Source organism: Chitinophaga sp. 22620, from assembly GCF_052044405.1.
In the GTDB taxonomy this organism is placed as follows: domain Bacteria; phylum Bacteroidota; class Bacteroidia; order Chitinophagales; family Chitinophagaceae; genus Chitinophaga.
Map to the genome: position 1 here is coordinate 1,356,749 of NZ_JBQEMV010000001.1, position 17,456 is coordinate 1,374,204.

16 protein-coding genes are annotated in these 17,456 nt (G+C 49.4%); 10 read left to right on the forward strand and 6 right to left on the reverse strand.

The window, feature by feature from the left end:
- The first annotated feature begins 64 nt into the window (after positions 1 to 64).
- The 4 genes from ACTJIK_RS05735 to ACTJIK_RS05750 are packed head-to-tail and all read left to right on the forward strand — an operon-like array spanning position 65 to position 6,107.
- Positions 65 to 952 (forward strand): ABC transporter ATP-binding protein, encoded by an 888-nt coding sequence (locus ACTJIK_RS05735; protein ID WP_440645396.1) that lies wholly within the window; start codon positions 65 to 67, stop codon positions 950 to 952.
- Positions 946 to 4,329: a M1 family aminopeptidase gene (locus ACTJIK_RS05740; protein ID WP_440645397.1), complete on the forward strand. Its 3,384-nt coding sequence runs from the start codon at positions 946 to 948 to the stop codon at positions 4,327 to 4,329. The genes ACTJIK_RS05735 and ACTJIK_RS05740 overlap by 7 nt, the downstream gene beginning before the upstream one ends.
- Positions 4,330 to 4,366: 37 nt before the next feature.
- The gene (locus ACTJIK_RS05745; protein WP_440645398.1) at positions 4,367 to 5,194 is read left to right on the forward strand and encodes an alpha/beta hydrolase; all 828 of its coding nucleotides are present in this window, start codon (positions 4,367 to 4,369) and stop codon (positions 5,192 to 5,194) included.
- 31 nt (positions 5,195 to 5,225) lie between these two features.
- Positions 5,226 to 6,107, forward strand: coding sequence for an AraC family transcriptional regulator (locus ACTJIK_RS05750; RefSeq protein WP_440645399.1), 882 nt, complete (start codon positions 5,226 to 5,228; stop codon positions 6,105 to 6,107).
- An 88-nt stretch (positions 6,108 to 6,195) separates the two neighbouring features.
- Here ACTJIK_RS05750 and ACTJIK_RS05755 read toward each other — a convergent pair whose 3' ends face one another.
- Positions 6,196 to 7,617: an alpha-L-fucosidase gene (locus tag ACTJIK_RS05755; RefSeq protein ID WP_440645400.1), complete on the reverse strand. Its 1,422-nt coding sequence runs from the start codon at positions 7,615 to 7,617 to the stop codon at positions 6,196 to 6,198.
- Positions 7,618 to 7,774: 157 nt separating this feature from the next.
- On the opposite strand from ACTJIK_RS05755, the gene ACTJIK_RS05760 reads away from it, so the two are divergent.
- The gene (locus tag ACTJIK_RS05760; protein ID WP_440645401.1) at positions 7,775 to 8,605 is read left to right on the forward strand and encodes an SDR family NAD(P)-dependent oxidoreductase; all 831 of its coding nucleotides are present in this window, start codon (positions 7,775 to 7,777) and stop codon (positions 8,603 to 8,605) included.
- Between the two features lie 82 nt (positions 8,606 to 8,687).
- Here ACTJIK_RS05760 and ACTJIK_RS05765 read toward each other — a convergent pair whose 3' ends face one another.
- The 4 genes from ACTJIK_RS05765 to ACTJIK_RS05780 all read right to left on the reverse strand — a co-directional run bounded on the left by ACTJIK_RS05765 (position 8,688) and on the right by ACTJIK_RS05780 (position 12,280).
- The gene (locus ACTJIK_RS05765; RefSeq protein ID WP_440645402.1) at positions 8,688 to 9,074 is read right to left on the reverse strand and encodes a hypothetical protein; all 387 of its coding nucleotides are present in this window, start codon (positions 9,072 to 9,074) and stop codon (positions 8,688 to 8,690) included.
- A gap of 18 nt (positions 9,075 to 9,092) precedes the next feature.
- Positions 9,093 to 10,559 carry a hypothetical protein gene (locus ACTJIK_RS05770; protein WP_440645403.1) on the reverse strand — a complete coding sequence of 489 codons (1,467 nt, stop codon included), beginning with the start codon at positions 10,557 to 10,559 and terminating at the stop codon, positions 9,093 to 9,095.
- A gap of 47 nt (positions 10,560 to 10,606) precedes the next feature.
- Positions 10,607 to 11,854, reverse strand: a complete 1,248-nt coding sequence (locus tag ACTJIK_RS05775) for an O-antigen ligase family protein (protein WP_440645404.1) — start codon at positions 11,852 to 11,854, stop codon at positions 10,607 to 10,609.
- 225 nt (positions 11,855 to 12,079) lie between these two features.
- Entirely contained in the window at positions 12,080 to 12,280 is a 201-nt protein-coding gene (locus ACTJIK_RS05780; RefSeq protein WP_440645405.1) for a hypothetical protein, read from the reverse strand.
- A gap of 197 nt (positions 12,281 to 12,477) precedes the next feature.
- On the opposite strand from ACTJIK_RS05780, the gene ACTJIK_RS05785 reads away from it, so the two are divergent.
- From ACTJIK_RS05785 to ACTJIK_RS05795, 3 genes are all read left to right on the forward strand, one after another.
- Positions 12,478 to 12,858: a hypothetical protein gene (locus ACTJIK_RS05785; RefSeq protein WP_440645406.1), complete on the forward strand. Its 381-nt coding sequence runs from the start codon at positions 12,478 to 12,480 to the stop codon at positions 12,856 to 12,858.
- A gap of 88 nt (positions 12,859 to 12,946) precedes the next feature.
- Positions 12,947 to 13,207 carry a hypothetical protein gene (locus ACTJIK_RS05790; protein ID WP_440645407.1) on the forward strand — a complete coding sequence of 87 codons (261 nt, stop codon included), beginning with the start codon at positions 12,947 to 12,949 and terminating at the stop codon, positions 13,205 to 13,207.
- A gap of 68 nt (positions 13,208 to 13,275) precedes the next feature.
- Positions 13,276 to 13,482: a hypothetical protein gene (locus tag ACTJIK_RS05795; RefSeq protein WP_440645408.1), complete on the forward strand. Its 207-nt coding sequence runs from the start codon at positions 13,276 to 13,278 to the stop codon at positions 13,480 to 13,482.
- Between the two features lie 270 nt (positions 13,483 to 13,752).
- On the opposite strand, the gene ACTJIK_RS05800 is transcribed toward ACTJIK_RS05795, so the two are convergent.
- Positions 13,753 to 14,424: a Crp/Fnr family transcriptional regulator gene (locus ACTJIK_RS05800; protein WP_440645409.1), complete on the reverse strand. Its 672-nt coding sequence runs from the start codon at positions 14,422 to 14,424 to the stop codon at positions 13,753 to 13,755.
- A 447-nt stretch (positions 14,425 to 14,871) separates the two neighbouring features.
- Here ACTJIK_RS05800 and ACTJIK_RS05805 point away from each other — a divergent pair, with 447 nt between their 5' ends.
- Together ACTJIK_RS05805 and ACTJIK_RS05810 are read left to right on the forward strand one after the other, a co-directional pair.
- The gene (locus ACTJIK_RS05805; RefSeq protein WP_440645410.1) at positions 14,872 to 16,059 is read left to right on the forward strand and encodes a redoxin domain-containing protein; all 1,188 of its coding nucleotides are present in this window, start codon (positions 14,872 to 14,874) and stop codon (positions 16,057 to 16,059) included.
- 14 nt (positions 16,060 to 16,073) lie between these two features.
- Complete coding sequence (locus tag ACTJIK_RS05810; RefSeq protein WP_440645411.1) at positions 16,074 to 17,378, forward strand: TlpA family protein disulfide reductase; 1,305 nt, start codon at positions 16,074 to 16,076, stop codon at positions 17,376 to 17,378.
- The last annotated feature ends 78 nt before the right edge of the window (positions 17,379 to 17,456 follow it).

A 17,456-nucleotide genomic window follows, 5' to 3' on the forward strand; every position in this document is an offset into this window, starting at 1 on the left:
TGGGCCTGTTTAATTCCTGGCGGGAAAGGGCGGGATTACTTTCGCTGCATAACTCCTGAAAACTATGGAAAGACTCCACATCCGGAACCTGGATAAACAATATGCCCGCGGCGTAAAGGCGCTGAGCGGGATCAACCTCAGCATACCCAACGGCATGTTCGGGCTGCTGGGCCCCAACGGGGCGGGCAAGTCCACGCTCATGCGCACCATTGCAACCCTGCAGCGGCCCGACGGCGGGGAGATCAGTTTCGATGGCACAGACATCCTGGCTGACCCGCAGGCTATGCGGCGGCAGCTGGGATATCTTCCGCAGGACTTTGGCGTGTACCCGAAAATATCCGCGCAGGACCTGCTGGAGCACATGGCCGTGCTGAAAGGCCTGTTGCAGCCGCGCATGCGGAAGGAGCAGGTGCAGGCCCTGTTGCAGCAAACCAATCTTTACAAGGTAAGGAAACAGGCCGTGAGCACCTTTTCCGGCGGTATGCGGCAGCGGTTCGGCATTGCGCAGGCATTGCTGGGCAACCCGCAACTGATCATCGCGGATGAGCCTACGGCCGGGCTTGATCCTGAAGAGCGTAACCGCTTTCACGACCTGCTGAGCGAGATCGGCGAGCAGGTGGTGGTGATCCTTTCCACGCATATCGTGGAAGATGTGCGGGACCTTTGCCCGCAAATGGCCGTGCTGGCCGGCGGAAGGATCATCCTGCAGGGGAAACCTGCGGCGCTTACCGGCCTGCTGGAAGGGAAGGTCTGGAAAAAAACGATCCGGAAAGAGACATTACCGGAGCATGCTGCGGCATTCAATGTATTGTCCACCAGGTTGCTGGCCGGGCGCATGCAATTGCACGTATGGTCCGAACACCGCCCCGGCGAAGGTTTTGAGCCGTATGAAGCAGGATTGGAGGAAGTGTATTTTTCAGCATTAAAAGAAAAGGAGGCTGTGGTATGTTAGCCCAACTCCTGCGGTTCGAATGCCGTTATCACCTGAAGCAGCTGAGTTTCCTCGGGGCTGCGGTTATATTTTTTGTGCTGGGCGTGCTGGCCGTGTTCGGGAGCTTCGGCAGCGGTGTGCATGTGAACGGCCCCTACGTGGTTACCATGCTGGTGAGCATCCTCTCGCTTTCCGCGATCTTTGCCAGCATCGTGTTCTGCGCCAACGTGGTGCTGCGCGATACGGCGCATCGCACGGAACAGTTCATTTTCACGGCGCCGCTCAGCAAACCGGTGTATTTTATCAGCCGGTTCGCCGGCCTGCTGCTGGCAGTGTTTGCCTTGCTGTGCCTGGCTTTGCTGGGGTTGTGGATGGGGAGTTTTTTGGCGGGGCCGGGGAAGTTGTCGCCATTTAATGAGATGTATTTCCTGCAACCTTTGTTATTGTTTGGTTTACCGAATATTCTTTTCGGTTGCGGGCTCGTGTTCGCTGCCGCGTTGCTTACCCGCAGCACGAAAGCCGTGTATGTGGCGGGCGTGCTGTTGTATATGCTGTACATGCTGGGCTCTGTGCTGGGAAATTCTCCCATGCTGGCCAATTCAAGCCCGGCGGGCTCTGCGCTTCCCGCTTTGCTGGACCCGTTCGGGCTGGCGGCGTTTTTCGGCGATACCCGCGGCTGGCCGGTTGCGAGGAAGAATACATCACTATTCCCGCTGGAAGGCGCCTTCCTGCTGAACCGCCTGTTATGGACGGGCGTTTCCGTTCTCCTGCTTTCCGTTGCTTATAAATTATTTTCATTCCGGCTGCAATCGCAGAAGATGCGCAGTGTAAAGACCGACGCTGAACCTGCTGGTGCCACCGTACTTTATAAGCCCTTGGCGCCTGAGTACACCGGTTATGATCTGTGTACGGGCCGGGGGCAGTTTAAGCTGGAAGCGGCGGCGATGCTGAAGAATATCCCGCTGGTGGCCATGCTGCTGCTGTGGGTGCTGCTGATGGGCATAGAGTTGAATGATTCGTTGTTCCATGGACTGTTCGGCTCGTCTTTATATCCCGCCACAGGTATTATCGTGGAGGAGCTGGGCGCTTTACGGCCGGCCATATTGCTGATCATCTTTTGTGCGGCGGAGCTGGTGAGGCGGGAGCGGGCGGTGAATATACATTCGCTGCTGTATGCCACGCCGGTGAGGAATATCCTGTTCCCCCTGGTGCAACTGGCTGTGCTGGCGGTGGTGATCGTGGTGCTGGTGAGCCTGAATATTTTGCTGGGATTGTGTTTGCAATGGAGCCACGGGTATTTCCGGGCGGAGCTGCCGGTTTATTTTTCCATGTATTATTACAGCGGGCTGCCTCTGCTGCTGTTCGGCGCGCAGGCAGTGTTTATCCAGACGCTGATCCCGCATAAATATACCGGCATGCTGGCAAGCCTGCTGGCGGCAGGTTTGATCCTGTACAGCCGGAGGTTGGGGATAGAGAATTTCCTGTTCCGTTACGCTGTTTCGCCTGAACTGGAATATTCATCCATGAACGGGATGGGGCATTATGCGAAGGCATTTAACTGGTACATGCTTTACTGGGGGGCTTTTGCGCTGATGCTGGTATTTCTTTCCGCCGCCCTTTGGAAAAGAACGCGCAGAACGGGAGAGCGTGTGGCGTTCCTGGCCATTCCCTGCCTGCTGGTAGCGCTGGCTGCGGGCGCTTTCATTTATTCCCGGCAGGATGGCCTTTACGATATTGAAAAATGGCAGGAAGGATATGAGAAACAGTTCGCGCAATATAAAGACATGCCGCAGCCGGACATTACCGCCTTGCGCACGGAAACCAGCATTTACCCTGAAGAAGGCCGCTATACTGTAAAAGGATCGTACCGCCTTGAAAACAGGACGGGAACTGCCATCACCCGGCTGCTGGCGGGCGCGCATCCGGAAGTGGGCTCGTTGAAATTTAAAGGGGAAGGGCAGCCTGCGGGATACAACCAGCATTGGATCACCCTGGCGAAGCCTTTGCTGCCGGGCGATACCATGCGCCTGGAATTCAGCACAGAGGTGAGCCGCAACGGCTTCCTGCCCTTCAACAACGAGCATTCCATTGTGCCGAACGGGTCGTATGTAGAGCTGGAAAAATATCTTCCCTGGTTCGGGTTCAACCCATGGCTTACGCTGGACGATTCAACCAAACGGAAAGAACTGGGCCTGCCGGCGGTGCCGCCCAAGGACGCGGCCAACACACGGGCGAAGATGGATTTCGAGACCGTGATTTCTGTTACGGAAGGCCAGCAGGTAGTTACAACAGGCGCTTTGCTGAAGGACTGGTCCGGCAAGGGCCGGCATTATTTCCATTACAAAACCACGGAACCGGTGACACCCATGTTTGCCTTCAGCGCCGCGCGTTATACGCTTCGGAAAGAAACATGGAAAGGCGTGGATCTGCGCGTGTATTACCAGGCCGGGGACAATAAAAATGTGCCGGCGCTGATGCAAGCCATGAAAGACGCGCTGGATTACTGCAATGCACAATTCAGTCCTTACCCGCTGCAGTACTGCACTGTGGCGCAGGTGCCTCAATACAGGGGCGCGGCTACAGCCTACCCCGGCGTGATATTCGCGGCCGAACGACTGAACTTCAAAGGCGATTTCAGCGATACAGGGAAAGTGAATTTTGCCTATGCCACTACAGCGCATGAAATATCCCATCAATGGTGGGCCATGCAGCTGGTGCCGGCGGATACGGCGGGCTCCAAATTCCTTACGGAGTCGCTGGCGAAATACACCGAAGCCATGGTGCTGGAGCGCTCGCGGGGCAAAATGCACCTGCGCCATTACCTGCTGGCAGACAACCGCTGGTATATGCATGTGCGCGGGTTTGCCGGTAAAGAGCTGCCGCTGGTGCAAACGGACGGAGAGCCGCATGTGGCTTACCAGAAAGGCGGGCTGGCCATGTACCGCTTAAAGGAAACCTTTGGGGAAGAACGGGTAAATGCCGCCCTGCGCCGCGCCCTGGCCGCCAACGCCAGCCGGGCGGAAGAACTGGTCCGGGAATTATCGGTAAATGCAACACCGGATGAAATGCAATTGATCCATACCTGCCTGAAGGAAGTGGTCACTTATTCGCTGGGCGTGAGCATCGTGAGCTGCGAGCCGGTGAAGGGGAAATTCAGGCTCGTGCTGAAAGTAACCACGCTCAGGAACGGCGGGGCTGCCAACGACCTGCTTCCAATCGGCATATTTGCTGCACCGGCGCCGCTGGGCAAGCCTGTTTATGAAAGGATGCATCATTTCACCGGCAAAGCTTCGACACTCACCCTGCTGCTGGACCAAAAGCCTGCCGCCGCGGCCATAGACCCCTACGGATACATTCCTGACGGGAACCCGGACGACAACATTGCGCTCATTCCCTGATTTATGTATCTTGACAGGCAGAACATCAGATCCCGTCATGAAAAATTTCCGGAAAAAGGCTTTCCATTTACTGGCATTGCTCCTTATCCTGCAAGCGCAGGCAGTTCTGGCCGCTACGGTAGACACCGTTGATACCTACAGCCAGGCGATGAAAAAAAACATTAAAGCCGTAGTGATAAAACCCGCGGGGTACGAAAGCGCCAAAGCGCTGCCCGTGGTATATCTCCTGCATGGCTACAGCGGCAATTATGCGGACTGGGTGACCAAGGTAAAGGCCGTGCAGCAGCAGGCGGACCAGCTGAACATGCTGATCGTTTGCCCGGACGGCGGCTTCGGCAGCTGGTACTGGAACAGCCCGGCAGATCCGTCTTATCAATATGAGACCTATGTTTCCAAAGAGCTGGTGAGCTGGATAGACGAACATTACAAAACCATCCGCGACCGGAAAGGCCGCGCCATTACCGGTCTGAGCATGGGCGGCCACGGCGCGCTGTACCTGGCCATCCGCCACCAGGATGTATATGGCGCAGCCGGCAGCATGAGCGGCGGGGTGGACATCAGGCCTTTCCCCAATAACTGGGACATGGCCCAACGCCTCGGCACGTATGCCAAAGAGCCTGCGCGCTGGGAATCGCATACCGTCATCAACCAGCTGCACCTGCTCACGCCGAACAGTCTTGCTTTGCTGATAGACTGCGGGTACGATGATTTCTTTTTCAAGGTGAATGAGAATTTGCACGAGCAGTTGCAGTACCGGAATATCCCGCACGATTTTATCGCGCGGCCGGGTGCGCATAACTGGAACTACTGGAGTAATGCGGTATTATACCAGTTGCTGTTCATGCATGAGTATTTTAATAAGTGATATCTTTACGGTCCACGTTAAAACAACCCGTATGAAGCCAGCCCTCTTAAAAGTGCCGACCCGGGAAATACATTCATTCAGCGCCCGCCGCGACATGCTGCCGAATATCAACAGCAGCTGGCATTACCACGAGGAGCTGGAACTGATCTGGTTCCAGAAGGGCCACGGCATGCAGTTCGTGGGCGACGACATCCGGCCGTTCTCGAAAGGGGATATTGTGCTGGTGGGCGCCAACCTGCCGCATTTCTGGCGGTATGAGAGCGGCGACGGGGAAGGCAATCACGTGCCTTATTCCACCGTGATACATTTTAAAGAGACCTGCCTGGGCGGCGGGTTTCTTGATATTCCTGAAGCTGCCGCATTGCGCGGGGTGGTGCAACGCGCCAAAAGAGGATTGCATGTGCCGGAGCATTCATCCGCCGCTATCGTATCGGAAATCAACCTGATGCTGGAAACGGACGGCATCGAACGGATCATTGCGCTGCTGCGGTGCCTGGCGAAACTATCCGCTAACCCCGATGTAACGGAACTCGCTTCCCCGGGTTTCAGGCCGGACCTGGACCGCAGAACGGGCAGCGACCGCATCAACCGTGTATTCGACCATATCTTCCGGAATTTCCAGGACCCGCTGCCGCTCGCCGAAGTGGCGGGCATTGCCGCGATGGGTGAAAATTCCTTCTGCCGGTATTTCAAAACAAAAACGGGTAAAACATACCTGCAGTTCCTGAGCGAGGTAAGAGTGGGGTTTGCCTGCAAATTACTGATGGAAGGCAGGTTTTCCATCAAGGAGATCTGTTTTGAAAGCGGGTTCAGCGATTATACTTCTTTCCACAGGATATTTAAAAAACATACCGGCAAAACTCCTCAGCAGTACATTAAATCCGTGCTTCCCGACGGATCGTTCCCGGCCTGATGATCCAAAAAAAACGCCGGGTATGTTTCCAATCCCGGCGGTAGTTGTATTTCATTGTTCCTTGTATCAATTGTTTCCAATCCCGGCCCTACCGGAAAATGATCCTGTATGCCGCCGCGTGTTCCGACGGGTAAGCGGATGAGGGCTGAATGATCAGCTGCCCCTGCTGCTGCTTCCAGCGGACTGTTTCGTTGCTGCCCAGCAGCGTAATGTTCGCAATGGTGTTGTTTCCGGCCAGGGCTTTCACTGAAACGGGAGCGGCGGGAATGCCGAGCGTGATCATATACAGGGTGTCTCCTTTCGTGGTGAAGCGGAGGTCTTTGGCGGTGAATGCTTCTTTCTGGTCGGCGAAGGGCCCTTTGGCGGATTTGGTGGGGCCTTCCCCGGAGATCTTCCAGGGGCGGGTGCCGTAGATGCTTTCGCCGTTGACGGCCAGCCATTTGCCGGTAGCCTGCAGTACGGATGTTTCCTGTTCGGTGATGGTACCGTCTGGCCGCGGGCCGATGTTGAGCAGGAGGTTGCCGTTCTTGCTCACGATGTCTACCAGGTTGGTGATGATGTATTGCGGTGATTTAAAATCGTTGTCGATCGTATATCCCCAGGACTTATTGCCGAGGGCATCGTCCGTTTGCCAGGGGAGCTGGCGCAGCTCGTCCAGCTTGCCGCGTTCGAGGTCCAGCACGGCTGCCTTTGGTTTGAACGCGATGTCGTGTTTATAGTTGATCACTACGCCTTTATTCCATTCCAGGCCTTTATTGTAATAGTATGCAGCGAAGCTTTTCCGCCAGGGTTCCAGCGCGGGTTGTTCGATCCACCAGTCGAACCAGAAGAGCTGGGGCTGGTATTTTTCCACCAGCTCGGTGCAGCGCAGCAGCCAGTCGTTCATGAACTCCGGGCTCATGGTTTCGGATTCTTCGTGGGCGGGGCCGTAGAAGTCCGCATATTTCGGATCGTTCACATCGGAATTGAATTTCCTTCCGCCGTTCATGAACCACCAGTGTTCGATGCGGTGGGACGACAATCCGAAAATAAGTCCCTGCTTGCGGGTGGCGGCTGCCAGCTCGCCAATGATATCTCTTTTGGGGCCCATTTCCACCGCGTTCCATTTCGATAGCGCGGTATTGTACATGGCGAAGCCGTCGTGATGCTCTGCTACCGGCACGATGTATTTAGCCCCGGATTGTTTGAAGAGTTCCGCCCAGGCGTTGGCGTCGAACTTTTCCGCTTTGAACTGGGGGATGAAGTCTTTGTAGCCGAATTTGTCCAGGGTGCCGTATTTTTCCACATGGTGTTTGTACTCTTTGGAGTCCTGGCGGTATACATTACGCGGGTACCATTCGTTGCCGAATGCGGGCACCGCGTAAACGCCCCAGTGGATAAATATGCCGAATTTCGCATCGCGGAACCATTCGGGCGTGGAATATTTCTCCAGCGAGGGCCAGGAGGGCTGGAAACGTTCCTGTGCGGCAGCCATGGAAGTGCAGAACAGGAGGATAAAGAACAGGCGCATACGGGTCAGTATTTAGAACATTGAAGTTAGCCATCTGCATGTATGCGGAATTGGGGAATATTACCCAAAACAGCGGTAAAATTACCCTGTTATGGATGGCGGCACCTGGAACAGTTGGCGCATTTCGCCTGATGATTGTCCCTAATTCCCCCATACCATGGCGATGTTTATGCTGATCTTTAGCAACAAAAAACATCCCATGGAACTTCGTAATAAAACAGCTGTAATTTATGGCGGCGGTGGCGCCCTGGGCAGCGCCGCCGCTGAGGCCTTTGCAGCGGCGGGCGCCCGCGTATACCTGGCCGGGCGTACGGAAGCCAAACTGAAGGCGGTGGCGGAGCGGATCACACGAGCCGGCGGTTTTGCCGCCACCGGTGTGGTGGATGCGCTGGATGCCGCTGCGGTGGATGCGCATCTTGCGGGTATCCTGGAGCGCGAGGGGAAGGTGGATATTTCTTTTAATGCGATGGGAGTGTACCATGTGCAGGGGATTCCATTGGCGGAGCTGTCTGCCGAGGATTTCGAGTGGCCGGTGGCGACCTATGCACGGGGGAATTTCATCACCTCCACTGCGGCTGCCCGCGTGATGATGCCACAGCGTTCCGGCGTGCTGTTCACACTCACTACGCCGGGTTCCAAACTGTATACTTCTGTCTCCGGCGGTTTCAGTGTGTCCAATGCCACAGTGGAGGCCCTAAGTCTGCAACTGGCCGGGGAATTGGCTCCGCATGGCATACGGGTGATCTGCCTGCGGCCGGATGCGATCCCGGAGACGACTGCTTTGGGATCACACGCGAAGGAGGTATTCGGCTTCCGGGCGAAGCTGATGGGGAAGACGTTGGAAGAACTGTTTACCGAGAAGCCGCCTTTGGGCAGGAATACTTCGCTGGAGGATGTGGGGAATGCGGCAGTGTTTTTTGCGTCGGGGATGGCGGGCGCGGTTACGGGGGTGGTGGTGAATTTGAGTTGTGGTGGGGTGATGGGGTGATCTTCGCGGCAAGGGGCCTTATATAGAAACTTTACCAGCCTTTGTTACTGTCTATGACAAAGGCTGGTAATTTCGATGATTATTATTGGCTGGAAATAAATGCATGCCATTCATCCCGTAAATTTTCGTCAATCTGATAATTTGTTTTTCCGACACCATCCCTGAATGTGCCGCCGAATTTATTTACCAACAGTTTCCTGCTGCTGCCATTCTGGAACTTCACCAACACAAGGTAGCCGCTTCCTTTCCACATGATCATTTCATTCAATGGCTTGGAGTTTAAAAGATAATATTTTGCCTTTTCCAAATCTAGGCGTTTCGCTTTTTTTGAGGCAATCTCCTCCTTTGTAAGTTTGTCAAAATCTGAAATCTGAATTTGTCCAAAAAGATGAATTTCAGTGGCGGTATTCCAATCTACCTTTTCGCTAACATTCATGTGAAGAAGAGCACATAATAAAAGGACTAACATAGATTTTTGGTTTTAGGATTAATTACAATTGCCGGCTTTTGCAGGCGAAGTCCCCGGAGTGCTAATAGCACCTGGAATACTTCTTAGATCCTGGCCCAACTCGCCAGGATTGCAGGCAGGAAAAAAGGTTCCTTTTGAGTAAGGTACATTCATTCCCGCCAGGTTGGCTAAATCTATTGCGAAATTAGCACAATTATATTGATATAAATTATAAGGGACAGAACTCGCGCTGACGGCTTTGTGAATAATAGCTGATAATTGACTGGGAGTAATCGTTTTTGTTATCTTGACGTCGTAGCCTTGATTTCCATCATTCGAAAAAGCTGCATTATCTTGGGGCGAAAGTAGACCAGCGTCGCCCCTAGGATAAAACCCAAATGTACGTGAATATGTTACGCCAAGTGAAGTTTGCTCTATTGTCACGAAGGCATGCCCTACATCAGTACCTCCGGCTCCTAAATCTATGGAATTCCTTGCACCAGCAACGGGCTGATCCGCGTAAATTGTAAATGTTGCTCCCTTCAGCCTGTTAAAGCATTTTAAAAAATCTGAAATATTTACTGGCGCCGTGGGCGCATTTACAATGTATTGAGCAGAATATAGAAATGGTATAGCTATTCCACCGTCATCTTCTCCTGGATATTCCCCAGGATTCTCAGGATCAGGCAATTCCTCCTCGACAGGGAAACACTCATATGTACAGGTTTCGCCAACCATTGCCGGCTCACTGCATTCTTCAATTGGCCCGCCCGGCAAAGGATCCGGAATTGCCCAGCAGCTCTTTTCCCAATGTTCTACACAGTATTCCCAACACTCGTAACTTGCCAAATCACGGGAGGTTGATGGCGCCTTTCGTGCAGTGGCGCTTCCCGGGGCTTTAAAAACCATTGTCCGGACAAACTTTCCCTTTTCAACCCTCGCCATGAACAAGGGCGTGTTGTTTGTGCGCGAATAAATGATAAATCCGTTGTAGCCGGGATCAACCTGGTGAAGACGGTTTTCACTGATATCATTTCCTTTGGAAGCAAGATACTCTTCATCCGGAATGTAGTTGATATTCAGCTCTCCTGTCTTCCCCTTTTCATCCCGGAAGATCAGCAGGCGCTGTAAACCCTGTGCCGGATACTTTTGAGTCCAACTTCCGGCTTGCAGCCCGGAAGTTTTCGGCTTTACGATGAAGCTGTTCTTAATTGTAAATGCGGTAGGTACTTCCACATAAGAATAGTTTCCCTTTTTGAAGGCCGTGGCCTTCCTCCAGTGGGGGTACATGGGGTAAATGTCCGGAGCCAGGTGCCGGAGGTTGATGGATGAGGAAATAGTCTTTTGAAATTTGACGTTGAAGTAATTCCTGGCCTCCGTAACATCAAAAACGTTGGTATCGGCCGCGGCAGTATTTATTTTTTCAACTCCCGTTTTTCTACAGGCGTAGAAGCTGGCAGCCATGGCGAGCAGCAGGGAAAGCAAGCGGATAATTCGTAGCTTCATTTTTATATTTTTAGGGTGACAAAAACGATTTTAAATTTCGATAGCCTTCACCGAGGTAAGGTCTTCACTAGCCGCACGGCGTCTTCCAGTATTTTATCCACCTTTACAGAAGCTACCTTTACTGGCAATTTTTGCATGTCTGCGGCGCAAAGACGAGCTTTATCATACTGCCCGGTTTGCACATAAAACATGAGCAGCTGCTGTCTGGAGGTAAATCTGTTTGGAACCATGAAAACGGATTTTCGGAAGAAGGCTTCGGCTTCAGCTATCCTGCCGAGCTGGTAATAGCAACTCCCTATTTTGCTGAGCTGGATGTTTGACGATTGGTAGTGTTGGGCTTCCTGGTAAAGCCTGAGTGCCTTCTCGTAGTCATGTATTTTAAGATATTGATCTGCATAGGAAACCAGAAAGGCCGGGTTATTCTTAAGCGTTACTTCCAGTCTTCTGAACAGGGCCATGCTTTCTTTTCTCTCGCCATAGTCTGCCAGTAATTTTGCTTCCTGCCATGTGTGCAGTGCATTTTGCCGGGCAAGCTGCGCTCGCGCTGAAAATCCCCAAATGGCCAGGTAGAGAGGGATCAAAATCCATAGCCCTGTATTGCGGCGTTTCGCCATGAAGTACATTGTCAGCATGATGAAAGCGCCGTTAATTATCACTGACTGGAATACCGGCCTTTCAAATACATAGGTAAAGCAAGCGGCAATCAGAAAGGGTAACAGCAGGCTGAAGCCGAACGTTACCCCGCTCTTATTTTCAAAATTCCTTGTCAGCAATGCGGCCATCACAATCATAGCAGCTGCAAAAAGGCATGCCACCAGCAATATTCCCGGAACTCCATGCTCAATTATAAACTGGAAGTAATCATTGAATGCGAAATAGGTATTGTCCGCCAGCAGAAGTTCCCTGGCTGTGTAGCTGCCATTCTCAAAATATGCGGCCTGGTAGTGGTTGTAGACCTTTTCGAAGCCTCCGTTTCCCAAGCCGGCAAACCAATGATTCTTCCACATCCGGTAAGATATTTTGTATATCAGCATTCTTCCTGCCGACGAATTAACTTTAAACAGAAAGGTTAAAGCAGTTGCGAAAGCCAGTGCGATGCCTGCCAGTAAAGGGAAAGACGTTTTCAGGTTGTATTTATGATGCGAGAGGTAGACGAAGGAAGCCGTGACAGCATAACCCAGGGCAAAGGCCCGGCTGCCATACATCACTGAAAGGCCCAGAAGGACACAACTGAGTGTAAATCCTGCATCGTAGATTGACCGGGAGGTTCGTTCATTGAAAAGATTCACTTCCATTTCATAAGATTTTACAACGTGTTTAACCTCCGAATCCTGAAAAACCCTGGAGGCAAACTAGATCGGAACTAGATCGGAATACGATCGGAATTAGATCGGAACTAGACCGGGGTTTTATCGGAACCAGATCGGAACTAAGTCGGAATTAGCCGTTGGGAATGCCCGACTGTTAAGGGTTAAAATAAATTCATCGGAATGCCATCGGAATACAACCAGAATTAACGGCTATAAAAACTCCCTCACCTCAGCTTCTGTTATCCCCACAAACTCACAGAATTCGGCTACCGTTACATACTGCCCTGGTTTCTTATCTAGTGCCATTTTCACTTTCTGCAACAGGTCGCGGGCGGAACGAGCACTCTTGCCCAGGATCAGCTGGACGTCTTTGGTGGTAATGACCACTTTGCGAGATAGTTTCTTGTTCATAACAGCTTGAATTAAGCCCGGCAAAAACCGGAAAATACCGGCAAATACCGGCAAATACCGGCCGTCCAATTTTTCCCGTGATCAGCACGTGCATACTTTCGTTTCGTAATTACAATTCACCACACTGATCACGTGGAAAGCCCAACAGGTACGGCTATGTAAAGTGCCTATTTTCAATTTTTTTAAAACAGATTTTTATGTCAAAAAAACAAAAAGGGCTCTTGCAATTAACAGGCGAGACCCAAAACATGGTTATCTACAAAAAAAAGGACGGCGAATTCGCCTTCAGGAGAAAAGGCGGCGTCAGCCCTGAACGGTACGCCACCGACTCGAATTACGAAGCGGTGAGAATGAACAGCCAGGACTTTGCCAAAGCAGGCAAAGCAAGTATCCTGATCAAGCGGGCCTTTGCCCCCATGACACCGGCATACGTGAACAATGACATTACCAGCGGCTTACCCGCCTCTGTAAACAAGTCATTAAATCGGACCTGGAGCACGAACGCGGGACGCGCAGCATCAGGAACGGGGATATCGGCCTGCTCACGGGTTTCGAATTCAACCCGGACAGTCCCTTAGTGTTTCCGTCAGGATGCCGTATTCGCATTCGATCAACCGGGTGGCCGGTACTGTCAGCATTGAATTGCCGGAATTTATCCCTGCGGATATGATCACTTTCCCTGACAGGGCGACGCACTGCAAGCTGAAGCTTGGCGTAGCAGCCGTCGATTTCGAAACCGACAGGTTCTTTTTCGTGACCCGGGAAAGCGCTGAGATCCCGAAGGATAAAAACCTCACTGCTCTTCAAACGCTTACCGCCCAGCTGCCGGCCAATATTGCCGACCCGGTTATCATTGCACTGGGCATTGACTTTATCGAGCAGGAAGGCGAATTCCGTATCCGGTCCGCAACAGCAGGTTTAACCTGATGAAGCTCGTTGCGGTGGATGTTCCGGAATAATGGTACCATATTTTATCAATTTTTAAATTGTCAGTTATGGAATTCATTAACCGCTTAACCGCGCCCACGCCGCCTTTTTTCCAGAAGGTGCGTAACATCGGGCTCCTCCTCACCGCAATGGCCTCAGCGGTGCTCGGGCTGCAGGTAGAGCTTCCCCTCGCGATCAAAGAGATGGCCGGCGGGGTGGCGATTGTAGGCAGTGTAATGGCCGGCCTTGGCCAGGCGGCTGTTAAGAACGAGTGATTGTTTCAATTGTTCGGTTTTGTTTCGACAGCTCCCGGCCTTGTGCCGGGGGCTTTTTCCGTCTATTACCGGGCTATCCCTAGGTAAAAAGATCATGTTGCGGATCTCTGGGAATACACATAGTTTTCAAGGCAGCGCTGGTAAATAAACGGGTCTTTTTACTTTATGGGTAATTCATATCGCAGGGTTTAGGTTACAAGGTCGTGCCATTCCTCTACGGGCAGGAATGGTTCATTCGGTTATCTGAGAGCAAATTTATCAGCCGTAGAATTAAAAAAGTGTAACATTTGTTACCTTTTTTGAAAGGCAGTTACGCTTGATGCGGTTTAAATGAACCGGTGAAATGCCCAGGTAGGATGCAAGGACTGAATTTGATACGCGATCGTTGAACTTGGGGTAGTTCTCTATAAGCAGGGCGTATCTTTCCGCAGCGGTATAATGTACCCACTTTGTTCTGGCAAAAGCTTGCTGGTAGTAATGCCGGGTGAGCATATTCTCTACCCATAAGAATTCTGGAAGCCTGCGGGTGAGGGCTGTAAGATCTTCGATATAGAGCACTATGCAGGTCGTGTTCTCAAGCGCCTGAAGCTTTTCTTCGCTCCGGGCCTGGTTATAAAAGCTGTCAATGGCAATAATGACCTCTCCCTCTGCCATAAACCAGCAGTTATTTTCCTTACCGTCTTTGATGTACAGGGCGGTTACCAGCCCTTCCGCTGCGAAGTAGACATGGCGACAGCGACAGATTTCGCCATAGTCCAGCAACAGGTCATTCTTTTTAAAAGTAACCACTTTACAGCAGGGGATGATCTCGTCTATTTCGCGCTGGGATAGTAGGGGATTGTGTTTTTGAAGTTCGGTAAAGAGGGCTGTAAAATGGGATGCTGTGGTGTGATCCGTAAAGGGGAAAGAGGGTGCTTGCAGGCCGCGTTGTGGTTTGTACATAAGGATGATTTTAAGCAAAACTGGCGGTTAACCGGGGATGCAAACAAGTATGTTTGACGGAATTTTTCTCAGTATGAGCGAATTTAGGGTATTTGGGGATGTGGGGTATCAAGTGGGGTGATTTTTTGTGTCTAATACTATACTGTAGCCTACGCCTGCCGCTGATGGGGGAGCCAGCGCCGCATGACATTCGGGTGACCCGATTATCTGATGCGAGTCACGGAACGACTTTTTAGGATTTGAGGGTAGCTTTCAGACGAAGCTAGAGTGTTTTCCGGGAAGATGTGGCAATTATTAACGTCAAAGAAGGGCTAATGGGATGAGGACTATACCGTTAGCTAATTGATTTGATAATCAATCTATTAAAATGTTACTCCGGTTTTCAATCTTTAGTTAAATAACATTAAATGCATTCACCCTCTTTTGTTAAAAATATATCTTCTATGTATGATGTCCATAATAAAAAATAACACATGGTGTAAATTCAATTCTGTCATTAAAAGAACTAAGGCTTTAATGATGATTACTATTTCCTGTCTTCCGGCACAAGTATTAGGCCAGAGCTATCGAGTTACAGGAGATATTAAAGGATTGAAAGATCATACAAAATTCTTCTTGATTAGAAGCAAGAATGGTAATGCTGATACTGTTAAAACGGTAATAAGTAATAAAGGCAGGTTCATTTTTCAAGGAAAACTAAATGACGAGGGGGAGTTATATTTTATTAAACTTGATACGAGCAGTTTTGCAATTGCTTCAAATAAGGATTCATGGATAAGGCTGTTTTTAGAGAATAAGATTATTGAAATTAAAGGCGATGCAAATAGCTGGCCTGATGTAAAGGTGGAAGGATCAGAATCAACCATGCTTTTGGAAGTTCTGGAGAAGAAAGTTAAGCTATTTGATGAACAATTAAAAGCTGCTAATAATTTAAAAGACAGTATTGGCAGAACAGCAATAATTGAATTGTATAAAAAATTCTTGGACAGTATAGTTGATAAAAATCAAGATTTAAATGCTTCTGCAAGTATTCTATTCTTTTTTAAAAGAGGCCAGCTATCTGAGGAAGAGCAGTTTGGAATTTATGAAAGGTTATCGAAAAATGTTAGAAATAGTTTTTATGCTAAGAAGTGGATGGAGGAAATATTAACCTCAAAAAAGAGAGATAAGCTAAAGAAAGGAGCGATGCTCCCTGACTTTAGGTTTAAAGTTGAAAATGGAGAAACGGAAAGTATTATGTCCGTAATTAAGCAATCAAAATTCACATTAATAGATTTTTGGGCAAGCTGGTGTGCCCCTTGTATTAGTGAATGGCCAAACCTAGAGAATATTTATGCTAGTCATAACCGCGAAAATTTCAATATTATAGGTATTTCTGTAATGGATGAAGAAGTGAGGTGGAAACAAGCAATAGTAAAGAATAAAACTGCATGGAGACAGGGACATGACTGGGATGATAGCGTTGCAAAATTGTTTAATTTTAACTCTCTTCCTGCTTACCTGTTAGTAGATCAGAACGGCCGTCTCATTGCATATGAAAGTACTCTCTCTGGAGTAGCTTCTTTTGGGGAAAGAATACGAGGCGAAAATTTAATTCATACGTTGAACAAACTGATTCCTTTAAAAAATAAATAAACCAATAGATGAGGATGAAAAAAATACTTTTTTTGACCGGTACTCTAATATTAATAGCTGTAGTATCTTATTCACAGCTAGTGTCAGATGTAAAAAGAAGGCCAATCAAAATTGGGGATACCATTCCTGACATCATATTTAGGAATGTGGTGAACTATAACAAGAAGGAATTAAGATTAACTGATTTTAAAGGAGAATTGATAGTTATTGATATATGGAATAGATGGTGTACAACGTGCATTGCTGGTTTTCCCAAAAATGAGAGGATGCAAGATAAGTATAAAGGGAAGCTTCAGTTCTTATTGCTTACTTCTAATACTCCCGAAGAATTCAATGCACTAAAGAATAGATCTACAATAGTAAGAAATACCCGGTTGCCCTATATTTTATCAGATACCCTGGTTAATAATTTATTTCCTCATTTGGGTGTTCCTCATCATATTTGGATAGATTCAAATTTTGTGGTAAAAGCGGTAACTAATGAAACTTCTGAAGCTCATCTGGATGATTATTTTAAAACGGGTTCTACAAGGTCTGTCCGGGTGAGAGATAACGATCTAATGGATTTTAACGATAGAGTTCCCTTGTTGTCTGAAGGGAAGGGGCGATTGCAGAAATATATCCAATCTTATTCCCTCTTTATGTCTAGTATACCGGATTATCCATTTACTGATCCTATGGGGTATTATACTGATACCCTCGGAATGCGAATCACCAACAGGGTAAGATTTATTAATGCGTCGTTGACGGATTTATTACAGTTTGCTTTTGGGACTCCCAATGCCAGATTTGATTTTCCAGGAGGAGATAAATATCAGGAGAATAAAGGCGCTGAGGATAGCAATGAGTTTATAAAAAAATATACTTACTGCTACGAGTTATTGTTGCCCCCTAATTACCGCGATTCTTTGCCCGAAGTGAACGCGCGTGCTATAAGAGCAAAAATGAAAAACGACATTGCCAGCAATTTTGGCTTTAAGTTTTCAGTAAAAGATGTAGAATATGATTGTTTAGAGTTGCTTTCTACAGGCCCATTGAAGACTGAGCGAAAAAAGTCGGAAAAAACGCCCCTGAGCGAAAATATTGGCAGCAGATGGAGGTTTCTATATTGGGACCTTACTGTTTTGGCTGAAAGTCTGCGGGAGATTCTTCAGTCAGATATGCTTATAATTGATAAAACAGGGATAAGAGGAAAAGTCGACCTGGAGTTGAAAATTGAAACAAGAGACCTTCCTACATTAAATCGGGAGCTAAATAAGTACAATCTAAAACTTTCTCCGGGAAAAATTATTCTGCCTACTACTATCGTTACTCAATAATAGTAGTGTCCTGATTTTAAAAGCGCTGGCATGTAGTGCCAGCGCTTTTTTTTATTTTTTTTAAACTGCAAATCTGAT

Coding starts and splice junctions, on each gene's coding strand:
- ACTJIK_RS05780 (WP_440645405.1), bottom strand. CDS start 12,280: ATGAACAAGAAACTATCTCGCAAAGTGGTCATTACCACCAAAGACGTC.
- ACTJIK_RS05790 (WP_440645407.1), top strand. CDS start 12,947: ATGATCACTTTCCCTGACAGGGCGACGCACTGCAAGCTGAAGCTTGGC.
- ACTJIK_RS05765 (WP_440645402.1), bottom strand. CDS start 9,074: ATGTTAGTCCTTTTATTATGTGCTCTTCTTCACATGAATGTTAGCGAA.
- ACTJIK_RS05745 (WP_440645398.1), top strand. CDS start 4,367: ATGAAAAATTTCCGGAAAAAGGCTTTCCATTTACTGGCATTGCTCCTT.
- ACTJIK_RS05805 (WP_440645410.1), top strand. CDS start 14,872: ATGATGTCCATAATAAAAAATAACACATGGTGTAAATTCAATTCTGTC.
- ACTJIK_RS05750 (WP_440645399.1), top strand. CDS start 5,226: ATGAAGCCAGCCCTCTTAAAAGTGCCGACCCGGGAAATACATTCATTC.
- ACTJIK_RS05760 (WP_440645401.1), top strand. CDS start 7,775: ATGGCGATGTTTATGCTGATCTTTAGCAACAAAAAACATCCCATGGAA.
- ACTJIK_RS05735 (WP_440645396.1), top strand. CDS start 65: ATGGAAAGACTCCACATCCGGAACCTGGATAAACAATATGCCCGCGGC.
- ACTJIK_RS05785 (WP_440645406.1), top strand. CDS start 12,478: ATGTCAAAAAAACAAAAAGGGCTCTTGCAATTAACAGGCGAGACCCAA.
- ACTJIK_RS05810 (WP_440645411.1), top strand. CDS start 16,074: ATGAAAAAAATACTTTTTTTGACCGGTACTCTAATATTAATAGCTGTA.
- ACTJIK_RS05775 (WP_440645404.1), bottom strand. CDS start 11,854: ATGGAAGTGAATCTTTTCAATGAACGAACCTCCCGGTCAATCTACGAT.
- ACTJIK_RS05800 (WP_440645409.1), bottom strand. CDS start 14,424: ATGTACAAACCACAACGCGGCCTGCAAGCACCCTCTTTCCCCTTTACG.
- ACTJIK_RS05755 (WP_440645400.1), bottom strand. CDS start 7,617: ATGCGCCTGTTCTTTATCCTCCTGTTCTGCACTTCCATGGCTGCCGCA.
- ACTJIK_RS05770 (WP_440645403.1), bottom strand. CDS start 10,559: ATGAAGCTACGAATTATCCGCTTGCTTTCCCTGCTGCTCGCCATGGCT.
- ACTJIK_RS05740 (WP_440645397.1), top strand. CDS start 946: ATGTTAGCCCAACTCCTGCGGTTCGAATGCCGTTATCACCTGAAGCAG.
- ACTJIK_RS05795 (WP_440645408.1), top strand. CDS start 13,276: ATGGAATTCATTAACCGCTTAACCGCGCCCACGCCGCCTTTTTTCCAG.